The organism is Xanthomonas hydrangeae, assembly GCF_032697525.1.
Taxonomy (GTDB): Bacteria; Pseudomonadota; Gammaproteobacteria; order Xanthomonadales; family Xanthomonadaceae; genus Xanthomonas; species Xanthomonas hydrangeae.
Window position 1 is genome coordinate 2,084,632 of sequence record NZ_CP103836.1, and the last position, 16,085, is coordinate 2,100,716.

12 protein-coding genes are annotated in these 16,085 nt (G+C 66.3%); 9 read left to right on the forward strand and 3 right to left on the reverse strand.

Annotated features, from left to right (window positions below):
* The first annotated feature begins 9 nt into the window (after positions 1-9).
* The 5 genes from NYR97_RS08640 (at position 10) to NYR97_RS08660 (ending at position 8,314) form a co-directional block, all read left to right on the forward strand.
* A complete protein-coding gene (locus NYR97_RS08640; protein ID WP_316697543.1) occupies positions 10-1,179 on the forward strand; it encodes a glycerate kinase in 1,170 nt (389 codons plus the stop codon).
* Between the two features lie 373 nt (positions 1,180-1,552).
* Complete coding sequence (locus NYR97_RS08645) at positions 1,553-2,743, forward strand: sugar diacid recognition domain-containing protein (protein ID WP_316697545.1); 1,191 nt, start codon at positions 1,553-1,555, stop codon at positions 2,741-2,743.
* A gap of 139 nt (positions 2,744-2,882) precedes the next feature.
* Complete coding sequence (locus tag NYR97_RS08650) at positions 2,883-4,634, forward strand: sensor domain-containing diguanylate cyclase (RefSeq protein WP_316697546.1); 1,752 nt, start codon at positions 2,883-2,885, stop codon at positions 4,632-4,634.
* Between the two features lie 134 nt (positions 4,635-4,768).
* Positions 4,769-5,161, forward strand: coding sequence for a DUF2628 domain-containing protein (locus tag NYR97_RS08655; protein WP_104535383.1), 393 nt, complete (start codon positions 4,769-4,771; stop codon positions 5,159-5,161).
* A gap of 675 nt (positions 5,162-5,836) precedes the next feature.
* Positions 5,837-8,314, forward strand: coding sequence for a GH92 family glycosyl hydrolase (locus NYR97_RS08660; protein WP_316697550.1), 2,478 nt, complete (start codon positions 5,837-5,839; stop codon positions 8,312-8,314).
* Between the two features lie 348 nt (positions 8,315-8,662).
* Here NYR97_RS08660 and NYR97_RS08665 read toward each other — a convergent pair whose 3' ends face one another.
* A complete protein-coding gene (locus NYR97_RS08665; protein ID WP_316697551.1) occupies positions 8,663-10,078 on the reverse strand; it encodes an amino acid permease in 1,416 nt (471 codons plus the stop codon).
* A 334-nt stretch (positions 10,079-10,412) separates the two neighbouring features.
* Positions 10,413-11,036: a glutathione S-transferase family protein gene (locus NYR97_RS08670; protein ID WP_316697552.1), complete on the reverse strand. Its 624-nt coding sequence runs from the start codon at positions 11,034-11,036 to the stop codon at positions 10,413-10,415.
* A 349-nt stretch (positions 11,037-11,385) separates the two neighbouring features.
* On the opposite strand from NYR97_RS08670, the gene NYR97_RS08675 reads away from it, so the two are divergent.
* The 4 genes from NYR97_RS08675 to NYR97_RS08690 all read left to right on the forward strand — a co-directional run bounded on the left by NYR97_RS08675 (position 11,386) and on the right by NYR97_RS08690 (position 14,886).
* Complete coding sequence (locus NYR97_RS08675; RefSeq protein WP_316697554.1) at positions 11,386-12,972, forward strand: DNA recombination protein RmuC; 1,587 nt, start codon at positions 11,386-11,388, stop codon at positions 12,970-12,972.
* A gap of 239 nt (positions 12,973-13,211) precedes the next feature.
* A complete protein-coding gene (locus tag NYR97_RS08680) occupies positions 13,212-13,592 on the forward strand; it encodes a hypothetical protein (RefSeq protein ID WP_205393064.1) in 381 nt (126 codons plus the stop codon).
* Positions 13,593-13,809: 217 nt separating this feature from the next.
* Positions 13,810-14,358, forward strand: coding sequence for a glutathione peroxidase (locus NYR97_RS08685; protein ID WP_316697555.1), 549 nt, complete (start codon positions 13,810-13,812; stop codon positions 14,356-14,358).
* Positions 14,359-14,460: 102 nt separating this feature from the next.
* Positions 14,461-14,886 carry a lysozyme inhibitor LprI family protein gene (locus NYR97_RS08690; RefSeq protein WP_316697557.1) on the forward strand — a complete coding sequence of 142 codons (426 nt, stop codon included), beginning with the start codon at positions 14,461-14,463 and terminating at the stop codon, positions 14,884-14,886.
* Between the two features lie 160 nt (positions 14,887-15,046).
* On the opposite strand, the gene NYR97_RS08695 is transcribed toward NYR97_RS08690, so the two are convergent.
* Positions 15,047-16,075 (reverse strand): MlaA family lipoprotein, encoded by a 1,029-nt coding sequence (locus tag NYR97_RS08695; RefSeq protein WP_316697559.1) that lies wholly within the window; start codon positions 16,073-16,075, stop codon positions 15,047-15,049.
* Between the last annotated feature and the right edge of the window lie 10 nt (positions 16,076-16,085).

Genomic DNA, 16,085 nt, shown 5'->3' on the forward strand with positions numbered 1-16,085 from the left:
AGTGTCCCCATGAAGATCGTCATCGCCCCCGATTCCTACAAGGAAAGCCTGTCCGCGCTGGAGGTGGCCACCCAGATCGAGGCCGGCTTCCGCGAGGTGTTCCCTAACTGGCACTACACCAAGGTGCCGGTCGCCGATGGTGGCGAAGGCACGGTCGACGCCCTGGTGGCCGCCACCGGCGGGCGAGTGATCGCCTGCACGGTCAGCGGCCCGCTCGGCACCCCCGTGCAGGCGTTCTTCGGCCTGACCGGCGACGGCCGCACCGCCGTGATCGAAATGGCCGCCGCCAGCGGCCTGGCGCTGCTGCCGCCGGCCGAGCGCGCGCCGCTGCGCACCAGCACGGCCGGAGTGGGTGAGTTGATCCTGGCCGCGCTGGATGCCGGCGCGCGGCGCTTCATCATCGGCATCGGCGGCAGCGCCACCAACGACGGCGGCGCCGGCCTGGCGCAGGCTCTGGGCGTGCGGCTGCTGGATGCGCAGGGCGAGTCGATCGGCCCGGGCGGCGGCGCGCTGGCCGCCTTGGCGCGCATCGAGACCGAAGGCCTGGACGTGCGCCTGCAAGACTGCCAGTTCGAAGTGGCCTGCGATGTGGACAACCCGCTGATCGGCCCGACCGGCGCTTCGGCAGTCTTCGGCCCGCAGAAAGGCGCCACCCCCAGCATGGTGCGCCAGCTCGATACCAATCTGCAGCATTACGCCAACCTCCTGCAGCGCGACCTGGGCGTGCAGCTGCACGACCTGCCGGGCGGCGGTGCGGCCGGCGGCCTGGGCGCGGCGCTGGTGGCGTACCTGGGCGCGCAGTTGCGGCCCGGCGTGGAGATCGTGGCGCAGGCGCTCGGGCTGGATGCGCTGGTCGCCCAGGCCGATCTGGTCATCACCGGCGAAGGCCGTCTCGACAGCCAGAGCCTGCACGGCAAGACCCCGGTGGGCGTGGCGCGGGTGGCGCAGCGGCACGGCAAGCCGGTGATCGCCATTGCCGGTTGCCTGGGCAACGGCGCCGCGCTGTTGCATGGCCACGGGATCGATGCCATGTTCGCAGTGGTGCATCGCGCCTGCACGGTCGAGCAGGCGTTGGCCGAAGCTGCCAGCAACGTACGCATTGCCGCGCGCAATGTGGCGGCGGCGTTGCAGGTGGGCAGCGCATTGGCGCAGGTGCCTGCAGTCGAAGAAGGCCGCTGACGGCAGCGCACGGATGCCTCACGCCCGCCCTGCGCGTGCCACCTGTTCCATTGCAGCCCATCGGCGCGCGCGACATGCCTGGCGCCCGCAGGGTGACGGCGCGACGCGGCGCGTTGCCGGCGTGACTGCCAGCGATTCCGTGAAGTCGGCTGCTCACTCACGACGGGTGCGCAGCGCGCCGGCAGCAGGCGTCGCTGCGCGCCGCATCTTCGCCTGACGCATCCGAATCGAACCCCGTGCGGCAGGCTGTCAGCAACCGCGGTAGAAGCACCCGCCGCCGCCGCACCCTGCACAGTCACACCCGTGTCGAACATGCACGCGCCGACCATGGCACCGTGATCTCCCTCGTTCGCGTCCACAGACCACCACGCCCATGCTCACGCTCGACCGCACCCTGGCGCAGTCCATCGTCGACCGCGCGATGACCATCATCGACGGCAACGTCAATGTGATGGACCACACCGGCGTCATCATCGCCAGCGGCGAGCCGGCGCGCCTCGGCCAGCTGCACGAAGGCGCGCTGCTGGTGCTGTCAAGGCAGGGCCGGGTGGAGATCGATGCGGCGCTGGCGCAGCAACTGGATGCAGTGCGACCGGGCGTGAATCTGCCGCTGATCGTGGATGGCCGCATCGTCGGCTGCGTCGGGCTCACCGGCCACCCGCAGCGGATCGGGCAACAGGCCGAACTGGTGCGCATGGCCGCCGAAGCCATGCTGGAACAGGCCGGCCTGCTGCGCCTGCTGGCCCGCGACGCGCGCCTGCGCGAAGAAGTCACGCTTGGCCTGATCCGCACCGACGGCCCGACCCCGGCACTGGCCGGCTGGGCCGAGCGGCTCGGCATCGCGCTGGACCTGCCGCGCGTGGCCGCCGTGATCGAAGTGGAAAGCGACACCCTGGATCTGGACGCCATGCTGGTGGAGCTGCAGCGCCTGCACACGCTGCTGTCCACACCCGAACGCGGCAACCTGATCGCCGCCACCGCGCTCAACGAACTGGTGGTGCTCAAGCCGGCGCTGGACCGGCGCGGGCACTGGGACGTGGGCGAACAACGTCGTCGCGCCCATACCTTGCTCGAGCGCATGCGCGCCAGCAGCCCGCTGCGGATCCGTCTCGCCCTGGGCCAGTATTTTCCACAGCCCAACGGGCTGGCGCTGTCGCACCAGGTCGCGCGCACCACCATGCGCATCGGCAAGGCGCGCGCGCCGCAGGCCGATGCGTTTTTCTACGACGACTATCGCCTGCCGGTGCTGGTGGACGACCTGCGCCAGGCCTGGCAGGCCGATGAACTGCGCAAGCCGCTGCAGGCCCTGCTGGCACAGGAGCGTCGCAGCCAGTTGTTGAAGACCTTGTCGGCCTGGTTCGGCGCCGGCATGCGCATGGCGCCCACCGCCAAGGTGCTGGGCATCCATCGCAACACCCTGGATTACCGCATGCAGCGCATCCAGCAACTGTGCGCGGTGGACCTGAGCAATACCGACGATTGCATGCGCCTGTATCTGGCCTTGCAGATGCGCGACGACCGCGCCGGCGCCGACGCGAATACGGACGCCAGCGTCACCGACTGAGGTGGCGCAACGGCCGCAGCGTCGGCGCGCACGCGCGTCTGTGTGCGATAGCGCACGGAACCTCGCATCGCCAGTCCCTGCCAGGTATGCCCACTCCGCTAGACTGAACGCATTGCCCGGGGCACGAGCGAGCTTTCCGTTGAATCAGTGCGACACCGCCGTGTCATCCAGCGCCAGCGAGGCCGAGCGCCTTGCGCGTCTGGCGTTGCTGCAGGTGGTCGACACCGACGCCGAACCGTTCTTCGATGCGCTGGCCGCCGCCGCGCAGGCGATCGCCGGCACCCCGATCGCGCTGGTGTCGCTGGTGGACGAGCGCCGGCAATGGTGGAAGGCCAACATCGGCCTGCCCGGCGTCTCCGAAACCCCACGCGAACTGGCGTTCTGCGCCTACACCATCCAGGGCGATGCGGTGATGGAAGTGCGCGATGCGCCGGCCGACCCGCGCTTCTGCGACAACGCCCTGGTCACCGCATCGCCCGCCATCCGCTACTACGCCGGCGCGCCGATCGTGCTGCCCGACGGCTTGCGCATGGGCACCGTGTGCGTGATCGACCAGCGCCCCCGCGCGCTGGAGCCGGCGCAGCTGCAGGCCTTGCAGCAGCTGGCCAGGGTCGCCGCCGAAGGCCTGGAGCAGCGCCGCGTGATGCTGGAACGTCAGGCCGCCAACGAACAACTGCAACAGCGTCTGCGCGAGAGCGAGGCGTTTCTGGAACGTACCGGCCGGGTCGCCGGGGTGGGTGGCTGGGAAGTGGATGTGGCCAGCGGCACGCTGACCTGGTCGGATCAGACCTGCCGCCTGCACGATCTGCCTCCGGGCTACAAACCGACCTTGAACGAGGGGATCGGCTTCTACCCGCTGGAGGCACGCGCGGTGATCACCGAGGCGGTCGACACCTGCGTGCGCGACGGCACGCCCTGGGATCTGGAGCTGCCGCTGATCAGCGCCACCGGCCGGCGCCTGTGGGTGCACAGCACCGGCTCGGTGGAGCATGTGGACGGACGCACCCGGCTGGTCGGCGCAGTGCAGGACGTGACCGACCGCCATCGCGCAGTGGATGCGCTGGCCGCCAGCGAGCGCAAGTTCCGCAACATGTTCCAGTACAGCCTGGGCCTGATCTGCACCCACGACATGGACGGCCGCCTGATCAGCATCAATCCGGCCGCGGCGCGCTCGCTGGGCCGCAACGTGGACGACATGGAAGGCCGCTCGTTGCTGGAATTCATCCGCCCCGAGCGGCACGCCGCCTTCCAGGGCTACCTGTCGCGGATGGTGCTCGACGGCCAGGATGCCGGGGTGATCGAGCTGGTGGCCACCGATGGCAGCCTGCGCCATTGGCAATACCGCAACGTGCTGGACGTGGAGTCCGACGCCACCGTCGTGCTGGCGCACGCCCAGGACATCACCAACCAGTACCAGCAGGAGAAGCAGTTGCTGGAATGGTCGTTCACCGATCCGCTCACCAACTGCTACAACCGTCGCTTCCTGGACGAACTGGACAAGCGCGACCCCAGCGTGCGCTGGGGCTGCATCGTGGTGGATCTGGACAAGTTCAAACTGGTCAACGACACCCACGGCCACCAGCGCGGCGACGAGGTGCTGGTGCAGATGGCCTGGTTCCTCAATCAGCCGCTGCGCACCCAGGACCGTCTGGTCCGGCTGGGCGGCGACGAGTTTCTGGTGCTGCTGCATCAACCCTCCCAGTCGCAACTGGCGGCATTGGCGCGCGACTACGTGGCCGCCACCGACGACGCCCCGATCCAGTTCACCCTGGGCACCGCCCTGCGCAACGACGGCGAGGCGCTGGCGGCAGTGGTCGATCGCGCCGACCGCTCGCTGTATTCACTCCGCCGGGCGCGCCGCGGTACCGGCGTCAGCGACCAGCGCGAGTGACGCGCTGGGTCCTGCAAGCGGCCACGGCCGAAGCTGATCGGCGGCTGACCTTCCGCTTCCGACCGGCACCGAAGACCGTGCCGATGAATACGCGATCGCCTATCATGTAACCGTTTTCAACTACATGGTTTGGAATGGATACCTTCGATCGCACCCAGCTCAGTCCCAAGTGGCAGTTTCGTTTCGATTTCTTCGACCGCCACGGTGGCCCCAAAGACCCCAGTTACAAGAACGCACTGAAGACCCTGAGCTTTGGCGAAAAGGTCAAGGTCGGCATGAACTTCTATGCCTTCTTCTTCGGCGTCATCTATTTCTTCATCATCGGCCTGTGGCGCAAGGCGTTGAGCCTGATCGGCATCAGCATCGTGGTGAGCATCGTGGCCTCGTTCCTGCCGGCCGCGTTTCAGAACGTGCTGTGGCTGCCGCTGTCGTTGTTGACCGGCATGATCGCCAACTACGCCTACTACCTGGACAAGGTGAAGGGCAGCACCAGCTGGAACCCGTTCGAAGGCATGCGCTGGATCTGAGCAACTGCGTCACCGGCGCGTCGGCCCCTCCCGCCGCCACGCCAGCGTCGCCCGGCCCGGTCACTGACCGGGCTTTTTTGTGGGCAAGCTGGAGCGCACGCGGCTACGCCATGCGCTCACCCAGAAACCGAGCCGCTCCCAGAGGCATAGCCCTCCCAGCGACCAAGCACCAGGCACCAGGCCTCCTCAGGAACCGAACCCTGCAGGAACCAAGCCCCTCTCCCCCCGGGAGAGGGGTTGGGGTGAGGGTCCGGCCCCCGACGCGCAACACGCCCAGGGAACGTCTCAACCACACGTTCACAGCGCAGCCAAATGGACCCCCAAGCCGGGCTTACCCGTCAGCACAGCTGGCACGCCTCAGAACGGCATCCCCCGAGCGCGCGCAACAGACCGCTTCAAAACGTCTAAAACACCCGCAAAACTGCAAGAGCCAGCACACTTTGCTGCGCCGCGGTGTGCGGCAGATGGTCGAGAATGCTTAATCTTTGCCAACACATGGCTGTGACCAAATCGAATTTAGATCGATCCAAGTAAGCCAGCCGGGCGCGAGATCGCGATCGCGCTGAAGGTCGTTGCTCGAACGCAGTCGTTGTGTCTCGATCGCTGGGTGATGCAGCGGTCGACATGGATCCTCCACCTGCGGCTTCGGTCGCCCTCTCCCCCGAGGTGTCTTGCATGCTCTCCGCAGTCCCGTCCAGTCGTTCCGTCCCGCAGGGTGCTCCGGTGCCGTTCTGGCGCCGCGCCGCCGTCAGCCTGTGTCTGCTCGGTGCCGCGGTGTCCGCGCCGCTGGCCGCGCAGGACCCGGCGCAGGTCAACACCTTCATCGGCAGCAAGGACGACGGCAACACCTACCCGGGCGCCTCGGCCCCATTCGGCCTGGTCCAGGTCAGCCCGATCGGCGCGCACTATGCCGGCTGGCGCTACGACGACCCCAGCATCCGCGGCTTCGGCCATTCGTTTCTGTCCGGCGCCGGTTGCTGGGAGCAGGGCGGGCAGGTCTCGGTGCTGCCGGTCACCGGCACCATCGGCCCCGGTGGCGACTTCGATACCGGCGACGCCAAGGCTTTCGACCAGACCCGCTATGCCGCCCGCTACACGCATGATGGCGAGATTGGCCAGGCCGGCTACTACAAGGTGCGCCTGACCGACTACGGCGGCATCGACGCCGAAGCCACCGCGCTCACCCGCGCCGCCGCCGAGCGCTACACCTTCGCTCCTGGCGCCGACACCGGCCATGTGCTGGTCAACCTGGGCCAGGCCAACGACCGCCATGTGGTGATCGGCAGCCAGGTGCAAGTGGTCGGCGACCGCGTGGTCGAAGGCAAACTGACCACGCAAAGCTTTTGCGGCGGCCAGGAATACACCACCTGGTTCCGGCTGGAATTCGACCGCCCGTTTACCGCGCACGGGGTCTGGGGCGAAGACGGCGGCGTGCCCGACGCGCGCCACAGCATGGGCGGCGAACTCAAGCCCAACGGCGCCTGGCTCAGCTTCCCGCTGGGCAAAAACAAGAACGCGCGCGCAGTGACCGTGGTCAGCGCCATCTCGCACGTGGACGCCGAAGGTGCACGCAACAACCTGCGCGCCGACGGCAGGCAGGGCGGCAAGCTGCTGGGCCTGGAACAGATGCGCCAACGCGCGCAACAGGCCTGGCGCAAGCAACTGGCCAGCCTGCAGCTGGACGGCGCCAGCGCCGACGACCGCACCGTGGCCTACACCGCGCTGTATCACGCCCTGCTGCAGCCGCTGACCGGCAGCGATGCCGATGGCCGTTATCGCGGTTATGACGATGCCATCCACCGCGCCGACGGCTGGACCTACTACGAATATTTCTCGCTGTGGGACACCTACCGCTCGCAGAACCAGCTGCTGGCCCTGCTGCAACCGGGGCGTGCGCGCGATATCGGCCGCTCGCTGCTGGCCATCCATCAGCAAGGCGGCTGGTTACCGCGCTGGGGCTACGCCAATTACGACACCAACATCATGACCGGCGACCCGGTCACCCCGTTCCTGGTCGACCTGTGGCGCTTCGGCGCGCTGCAGGGCAACGAGGCCGAGGCGTATGCAGCGCTGCGCCAGAACGCCTTCGAACAACCGCCGACCAACTCGCGCCACGCCGGCCGCTCCGGCAATGCCAGTTACCTGGCCAACGGCTTCGTGCAGTACGACCGCGCTTTCCCGTCCAAGGGCATGGACGTGGACCCGCACCACGGCGGCTCGGCCACGCTGGAATACGCACTGGCCGACTGCGCGCTGGCGCAGATGGCACAAGCGCTCGGCCACGGCGACGACAGCGCGCAACTACGCCAACGCGGCGGCAACTGGCACCGCGTCTGGGACGCCGGCGTGCGCGATGTCGACACCGGCTTCAGCGGGTTTCCACGCCCGCGCCTGGAAGACGGCAACTGGTACGCGCCCTCGGACGATCACTACAGCCCGCGCTCGCAGCACGGCTTCCACGAAGGCACCGCCTGGCAATACCAGTGGCTGTTGCAGCAGGACATCCCCGGCATGCTGCAGGCCATGCACGGCAGCGAACAGGCCGGCAAGCGGCTGGATGCCTTCTTCGCCTACGACGACTTGCTCAAGGACCCGCTCGCTGCTGCGCGTACGCACTGGGTGGTCGGCCCGTACAGCTACTACAACCAGTACCGCTACAACCCCAACAACGAACCGGATCTGCATGCCCCGTGGATGTACACGCTGATCGGCCAACCATGGAAGACCGCCACTGTGGTGCGCGCCGCGCAGCAGTTGTTCACCAACGCCCCCAACGGCGTCACCGGCAACGACGATCTGGGCACGATGTCGGCCTGGTATCTGTTCAGCGCCCTGGGCCTGTATCCGGCGGTGCCGGGCAGCGGGCAGTTCCTGCTGCATGCCCCGCGTTTCAAGCGCGCGACGCTGGACCTGGGTAACGGCAAGCGCCTGCGCATCGATGCCCCCGGCGCGGATGGCCGCGCGCTGCAATACGTGGACAGCGTCCGCTTCAACGGCAAACCGCAGCGCCAGGTGTTCCTGGACTGGGCCCAACTGCAGCAGGGCGGCACGCTGTCGTTCTCACTGACCAAACAGGCTCCTACCCAAGGCTGGGGCACGCAAGCGGACGCATTACCAACCTCGTTCTGCGCCACGCCTGCAGCCGTGCAGTAACCGCAAGCATCAGGCCGACGGATAAAAGCCCCTCTCCCTGCGGGAGAGGGGTTGGGGTGAGGGTACGGGGCAAAGCCAATTCCCAAGTTGGATGACATGAGGCTTCGCCCGCACCCTCATCCGCCCTACGGGCACCTTCTCCCGGCGGGAGAAGGGCACAGCTCATTTGCATTTGGCGGCTGAGTACGCAGAGCAGCCGCGCAGCACAGCACTGCTAGCGCCAAGACCTTCCCATCGATGATTCACCCTTGAAGGCGCGTGGCGACGCGTTGTCATGGTTGGCAATTGAAGATGTATGAGGCGCCCCTCATCCGCCCTATGGGCACGTTCTCCCGGCGGGAGAAGGGACTAACCAGCCTTCCCCAAGCGACTATTCCGCCGCCCATACGCCACATACACCACCACACCCAGCACGTTCCAGACCAGGAACCACAGCTGCGTCGTACTTGGCAGACTCCAGAACAGATACAGACAGCCCAGGATCGCCACCGGCCCCACCACCCACGCCAACGGGGTGCGGAACGCACGCGCATGGGTCGGCTCACGCACACGCAGCACCAGCAGACACGCCGCCACCGCAGTAAACGCCGCCAGCGTGCCGGCATTGGCCAGCGCGGCAATCTCGTCCAGCCGCGCCACACCCGCCAACGCCGCTACCAGCACCGCCGTAAACAACGTCGTCGCCACCGGCGTACCGGTGCGCGCGCTGACCTTCGACAAACCGCGCGGCAGCAAGCCATCGCGCGACATCACGAAGAAGATGCGGCTCTGCCCGTACAGGAACGCCAGCAACACCGTCGGCAGCGCGATGATCGCCACCGCGCCGATTACCAGCGCCGCCTTGCCGTGGCCGAGTTCGCGCAGGATCAGCGCCAACGGCTCCGGGCTCTTGCCGAACACGGTGAAGCTCATCGCACCCACCGCCGACAACGCCACCAGCACGTAGATCAGCGTGCAGCCGATCATCGAACCGACGATGCCGATCGACAGATCGCGCCCCGGGTTCTTGGTCTCTTCGGCCGCAGTGGAGATCGCATCGAAGCCATAGAACGCAAAGAAGATGATCGCAGCCGCCGCCATCACCCCGCGCTCCACGCCATCGGGCCCCATCGCCTTGGAGAAGCCGTAGGGCATGAACGGCTGCAGGTTGGCGCTATTGAAGGCCGGCAGCGCGATCGCCACGAACACGCCCAGCGCGATGATCTTCAACACCACCAGCACTGCGTTGAGCGTGGCGCTTTCCTTGGTGCCGGCCATCAGCATGCCGGCCACCAGGAAGGTGATCACCACCGCCGGCAGGTTGACGATGCCGCCGGCGTGCGGCCCTGCCACCAACGCGTGCGGCAACTCCACCCCCAACCATTGCAGGAAGCCGACGAAATAGCCCGACCACCCCACCGCCACCGTGCTCACCACCAGCGAGTATTCCAGCACCAGGCTCCAGCCCACCACCCAGGCGATGCTTTCGCCGAGCGCGGTGTAGCTGTAGGTGTAGGCGCTGCCGGCGGCCGGCATCATCGTGGCCATTTCCGCATACGCCAGCGCCGCGCAGGCGCACACGATGCCGGCGGCCACGAACGACAACAGCACCGCCGGGCCGGCCTTGTCCGCACCCACGCCGATCAGCGTATAGATGCCGGTGCCCACGATCGCGCCGATGCCGAGTGCGATCAGATGCGGCCAACTCAGGCTGCGGACCAGCTGCCGGCCGGCCTCGTGCACGGTGACCTGATCGATGGATTTGCGCCTGAGCCAAGACGACATGCGGACCTCGAAGGAACCAAAAGAATGCGCGAGTGTCGCCCAACGCGCTGCAGCAATGCTATTGGTAGTGATGTTGTTTGGAGTGGCGCGGAGCGGTTGCTGCTTTTATGGACGGGGTTTGACGGCCTCTGAAAGGATTCCGTAAAGCCGTACCCTCACCCCAACCCCTCTCCCGATGGGAGAGGGACTTCTGATTCCTTCTCCGATCGGGAAAAGGTGGCGCGCAGCGCCGGATGAGGGTACGGACAGGCGACGCAGCATCAGCTCGATCGCTGCCTGATCGATGCGTATTCCCCACCCACAACATGATGCGATCCGGCCAGGTCCAGCACCCCTAAGCCACCCCATTACACCCATGCCGCTGAAACCCGGCGCGCATTCCGAGCTGCGCGTAATACGCGGCCACCGCAGGCAACACCGGCCGATCGATCGGGCTGGCAAACCAGCGCTGCGTCGATAAGCCCAACACGATATCGGCCAGGCTGAAGTCTGCCCCGAGTACGAACGGACCGCCGCGCTGCAGCTGTGCGTCGAGGATGACCATGTGCCGATTCCACTCGCGCACGCTGGCTGCAATCGCCTGCACATCGGTATGCGCCGCACTGCCACGCACCGTCGCCATGAACGCGTAACGCCAGGCGTTGTTGAGCTCGGTGGCCTGCCAATCCATCCATTGCTCGACCAGTGCACGTGCAGCGGGCGCACTCGGCAGCAGATCGTCGCGGTGGCTGCGCGCGGCCAGATACCGGCAGATGGTGTTCGATTCCCACAGCACCACAGTGCCATCGCGCATCACCGGCACCAGCGCGTTGGGATTGAGCGCGCGAAACGCCGGCGTGTCCACCGAGGCAAACCCGCTGCCATACGCGTTCAGCGTGTAGTCCAGCGCCAACTCCTCGCACAGCCACAGCACCTTGCGCACATTGATGGAGGTCGGCTTTCCGTAGAGTTCCAACATGTGATCCTCAATAACCAATGGCGACATAGGGCGATGACGGCGGGCAATGCGCGCACCCGTGGGAGCGAACGCTGTGATTCTGCATCCATGTCTGCCAACTTACCTGCCACCACGCCCGAGTGGCAGGTGCCCCTGTCGTGCGTTGCCTCTGCAGCGAGCATGCCATGCATGGTTGCAACCACGTCGGTGATGGGCGCTTCAACGCACCCTGCGCTGGCATGCCAAGCGACACAGGCAGCTAATCGAGGTGTGAACTCCCCACCACGGCGTAGCCCGACACCATCGTCATCCTGTGCACTGCGTCCACTCCCGACGCAGCCCCTGCGACCAGCCCCGTTACACTGCGCACATGTCATCCGAATCCCTGATCCTTCTCGGACTGCTCGTCGTAGTCCTCGTGTTGCAGCTGCTCGCGCTGCTGCGGCGTCCCTCCACCAGCGGCCTGGAGCTGGCGCTGCGCGCCGAGCAACGCGACGGGCGCGGCGAACTGCGCGAGCAACTCGAAGGCCTGGCACGGCAGCAGGACGGCCGCCTGGAAACCTTTGCGCGCAATCTCACCGAACTGTCCACGCGCACCGATCAGCGCCTGGACCTGTTGCGCGACGCACTCGGCGAAGACGCACGCAAGGCGCGCGAAGAAAGTGGCCTTGCGCAGCAACGCACCGGCGAACTGCTCACCCTGCGCCTGACCGAACTGCGCACCCAGCTGGAAGGCTTCGGCCAGCAGCAGGAAACCCGCATCCAGGTGTTCGGCCAGCAACTGACCGAATTGATCGCACGCACCGACACGCACATGGCTACCTTGCGCGAAGCGTTGGCCGAAGACGCACGCAAGGGCCGGCAAGAAGCCGGCGAGTCGCAGCAGCGCTTCACCGAGGCCTTGAACCAGCGCCTGAACGAGCTCACCCAGCGTAACGAACTGCGCATCGGCGAGATGCGCGCCACGCTGGAACAGCAGCTGGCCAACCTGCAGAACGACAACGCCAGCAAGCTCGAACAGATGCGCGCCACCGTCGACGAAAAACTGCAGACCACGCTCAACACGCGCCTGGATGCCTCCTTCAAGATCGTCTCCGAACGGCTGGAACAAGTGCAGCGCGGCCTGGGCGAAATGCAGCAGCTGGCCACCGGCGTGGGCGATCTCAAACGCGTGCTCACCAACGTCAAGAACCGCGGCGGCTGGGGCGAAGTGCAGCTGGACAACATCCTCGAACAGACACTTACCGCCGAGCAGTATTCGCGCAGCGTGCGCGTGCGCCCGGACACCAGCGAAGCAGTGGATTTCGCCGTGCGCCTGCCAGGTCGTGGGCACGAAGACACCCCGGTGTGGCTGCCGATCGATTCCAAATTCCCGCGCGAAGATTACGAACGCCTGCTCGACGCGCAGGAAGCCGGCGACATCGAGCAGATCCGCCTGCTCGGCAATCAGCTGGAACGCGCGATCCGCATCCAGGCCAAATCGATCAGCGACAAATACATCTGCCCGCCGCACACCACCGATTTCGCCGTGATGTTCCTGCCCACCGAAGGCCTGTACGCCGAAACCATCCGCCGCCCCGGCCTGGTCGATGTGCTGCAGCGCGAGCACCGCGTGGTGATCGCCGGCCCCACCACGTTCACCGCGTTGCTCAACAGTCTGCAGATGGGCTTTCGCACCCTGGCCATCGAAAAGCGCTCCAGCGAAGTGTGGGGCCTGCTCGGCGCGGTCAAGAGCGAGTTCGGCAAGTTCGCCGGCATCCTGGAAAAGGCCGAACGCCAGATCAACACCGTCGGCAAGACCCTGGGCGATGCAGGCCGCAAGACTCGCACCATCGAACGGCGCCTGCGCGGCGTGGAGACGCTCTCCAACGAACACTCGCAAGCGCTGCTGGACGACGCCGGCAACGACGACGCCGGCAGCAGCAGCGAAGACGACAGCAGCGACGAGCAGGAGTGATCCGGCTGCATGCCGCGACACGGCGCTGCCATTCCGGCAGGCCAGCGGCACCGCAGGAGAGGACAACGTAGGAGCGCACCCGGGCGCGACGAGGCCTTACCGACAATGCCTCATCGCGGCCCGGGCCGCTTCTACAAGGGCAGGCGTGCAACGTGGCATTCCTGCGCCCAACGCCAAGCACATCACGCAGACATCGCCACCGCGATGCTTGCACGCACCTTGTTCAAGAAGAGAGTGCCATGTCGCGTCGATGGATCTATGCAGTGATCTGCGCCCTGCTGCTGACCGCATGCAGCAATACTCCGGCTGCCAAGCCGGGCGCTGCAGCGAGCGCCCAACAACCACCGCGCGCAGTCTCTGCTGATGCTGCCGAATGCACGGCAAAGGGCGGGCAGCTACGTCCGGTCGGTCGCATGCAGACGGTGCGCTGCGTGGTGCCGTACGCCGATGCCGGCAAGACCTGCAATGACAACTCCGATTGCAGTGGCGACTGCCTGGCCACCAGCATCGTGCCCGCCGGCACCGCCACGTCAGGCACCTGCCAGCGCGATAGCGACCGCTTCGGTTGCCGCCAGGAAGTGGTCGGCGGCATGGGCCAGGCCGCGCTGTGCATCGATTGATGGCATTGCATGTGCGTAAGCGTTGGCACTGGCGGATCAGCTGATCCGCCAGTGCGCGCAGTGGTCGCCAGCTGTCGCAATAGCCGGCCGCAGCAAAGCCAACTGCAGCAACAGAAAGTTGTAAGCAACAGCCAACCGCAAGCACCGTCAGACACCCGCATCGCTCGCTCGGCTTCAGCGGTTTATGCTCTCGGCTCTCCCTGCCCAGGACATACCGATGAGCCAGACGCTTTACGACATCCCCGTCGCCCGCATCGACGGCGAGCCTGCCATGCTGGCCGACTATCGCGGCAAGGTGTTGCTGGTGGTCAATGTCGCCTCCAAATGCGGCCTGACCCCGCAGTACGAAGGCCTGGAAGCGCTGTATCGCGATAAGCAGGCAGCGGGGCTGGAAGTGCTCGGTTTCCCAGCCAACGACTTCAAGGGCCAGGAGCCCGGCAGCGAGGCGGAGATCGCCCAGTTCTGCCAGCTCACCTATGACGTGACCTTTCCGATGCTCTCCAAGATTGCGGTCACCGGCACGGACACGCATCCGCTGTATCAGCAGCTGACCAGCGCACGTACACACGCCACCGGCGACGGCCCGATGCGCGAAAAACTGGCCGGCTACGGCATCGAACCCAACCCGGCACCCGGGGTGCTGTGGAACTTCGAAAAATTCCTGATCGCCCGCGACGGCCAGGTCATCGACCGCTTCGCCCCCGACGTGCCGGCCGACGATGCGCGCCTGCGGCAGGCAGTCGATGCAGCATTAGCGACTGCCTGAAAGCCCCTCTCCCCCCGGGAGAGGGGTTGGGGTGAGGGTACGGCGGAACACAGATGCAGCAAGCAAGCCCAGTCATCGCGCTAGAACAGACTCCAGTGGCCTATGTCGATGCGTTACATCCTTCTCATCCTGACGCTCCTCAGCTGCCCGGCATTGCAGGCAGCACCCCGATGCTTCAACCCAGCCACAACAGCCGAAAGCAACGCATGCTGGAATGACGAAGTCGGCCTATCGCAGCACCGTCTGAATGACTATCTGGCTGCCGCACGCGAAAGAGCGATTACTGAGTTGAATATTCCTGCCGAGGCGTTCGACAACGCACAAACGGCTTGGACGAGTTACAGAGAGCTCCAATGCGACAACGTACGCAGGCAGTGGGGCATTGCCACGTTTGGGCAGGCAAAAGCAGCAAGCTGTCTGGTCGAACTCAACGATCAGCGATCGCATGATTTATGGAAACATTATCTGACCTATATCGACCGCACGCCCGCGATCAGGCCCGAACCCGAGTTGCGTTCCGCCAAGTGACGGTGCAATGCAATCCGGTGATTTGATTTGGATCACCTGTGGTAAGCGTATGCGCCACCCATGTCTTCGGTACCTACGTCACATGGTTGTTGTGAAAAACAAAAAAGCCCGGGATCGCTCCCGGGCTTTCGTATTTATTGCAAGGCGCAAGCTCAACCGATCAACGAATCCACTGCGGGATCGGCATCGCATCCACCGGCACCGTGCTGTCCTTGTCTTCGCGCAGATAGTCGGGCAGCTCGGTGTTCTTTTCGCGATGGCTGCGCAGATCGCGCACGATCTGGTAGTTGCGGCGTTGCATCCAGGCATCGCGGGTCAAGGCGTACTCGTCCGGTGCCTGGTCGCGCAGCGAATCCAGCGACATCAGCTGCGAGCGCGTATCCACCAGCTGCAAACCCTGCAGGGCGAAGCGCGCACCACTGTCGTCGACCTGGCGCAACGGCGACAGCGGAATGTCGCCGCCCAGGCCGAAGGTATCGCGCACGGTGCGCGGGCCGAACAGCGGCAACTCGAAGTAGCGCGAATTGCGCCAGCCCCATACACCCAGGGTCTGGCCGAAGTCTTCGCTGCGGCGCGGAATGCCGGCCGCGGAGGCCGGGTCGAACAGACCGGCCACACCCAGCGTGGAATTCATCACGAAGCGGCCCAACGACTGCACCGCATACACCGGGTGGCCCTGCAGCAGCTGATTGACCATGGTCAGCGGCGTGCCGAGATTGTCGAAGAAGTTGGTCACGCCCAGACGGGCCGGACGCGGCACCACCTTGGTATAGCCGGTGGCCAACGGACGCGCCACGCCGCGGTCCACCGCCAGGTTGAAGCGGTGCATGCCGCGGTTGTAGCGCTCCCACGGATCGTAGGACGGCGCGTCACCAGGCTGTGCCGGTGCACCGTTGGCGCCGGCCTGCGGAGTGGTGGGGCCGTAGAGCGCAGCGAAGTCGTCCTCGGCCGAGGTGGGGGCACCGGCCATGCCGGCACCGGGACCGGCGCTGGTCTGCTCGGCAGGCGCCGCCGCGGTGGCCGGCAGGGCGTCGGGTGCGGCAAAACCGGCGGCGGCCGGCTGCGCGGTCACACCGGCATCGTCGCGTGCCGGCGCCGGCGTTGTATCCGGTGCGGGCTTTGGAGCATGGCTGGCACAGGCGCCAAGCAGCAGGCAGGCCAACAGGGAAAGGGGGCGAAGCTGGGTCATGGGGTGGCGC

What these genes read in the sequence shown, in the direction of transcription:
- NYR97_RS08640 (WP_316697543.1), top strand. Translation starts at nt 10, where the DNA reads ATGAAGATCGTCATCGCCCCCGATTCCTACAAGGAAAGCCTGTCCGCG.
- NYR97_RS08645 (WP_316697545.1), top strand. Translation starts at nt 1,553, where the DNA reads ATGCTCACGCTCGACCGCACCCTGGCGCAGTCCATCGTCGACCGCGCG.
- NYR97_RS08655 (WP_104535383.1), top strand. Translation starts at nt 4,769, where the DNA reads ATGGATACCTTCGATCGCACCCAGCTCAGTCCCAAGTGGCAGTTTCGT.
- NYR97_RS08660 (WP_316697550.1), top strand. Translation starts at nt 5,837, where the DNA reads ATGCTCTCCGCAGTCCCGTCCAGTCGTTCCGTCCCGCAGGGTGCTCCG.
- NYR97_RS08665 (WP_316697551.1), bottom strand. Translation starts at nt 10,078, where the DNA reads ATGTCGTCTTGGCTCAGGCGCAAATCCATCGATCAGGTCACCGTGCAC.
- NYR97_RS08670 (WP_316697552.1), bottom strand. Translation starts at nt 11,036, where the DNA reads ATGTTGGAACTCTACGGAAAGCCGACCTCCATCAATGTGCGCAAGGTG.
- NYR97_RS08675 (WP_316697554.1), top strand. Translation starts at nt 11,386, where the DNA reads ATGTCATCCGAATCCCTGATCCTTCTCGGACTGCTCGTCGTAGTCCTC.
- NYR97_RS08680 (WP_205393064.1), top strand. Translation starts at nt 13,212, where the DNA reads ATGTCGCGTCGATGGATCTATGCAGTGATCTGCGCCCTGCTGCTGACC.
- NYR97_RS08685 (WP_316697555.1), top strand. Translation starts at nt 13,810, where the DNA reads ATGAGCCAGACGCTTTACGACATCCCCGTCGCCCGCATCGACGGCGAG.
- NYR97_RS08690 (WP_316697557.1), top strand. Translation starts at nt 14,461, where the DNA reads ATGTCGATGCGTTACATCCTTCTCATCCTGACGCTCCTCAGCTGCCCG.
- NYR97_RS08695 (WP_316697559.1), bottom strand. Translation starts at nt 16,075, where the DNA reads ATGACCCAGCTTCGCCCCCTTTCCCTGTTGGCCTGCCTGCTGCTTGGC.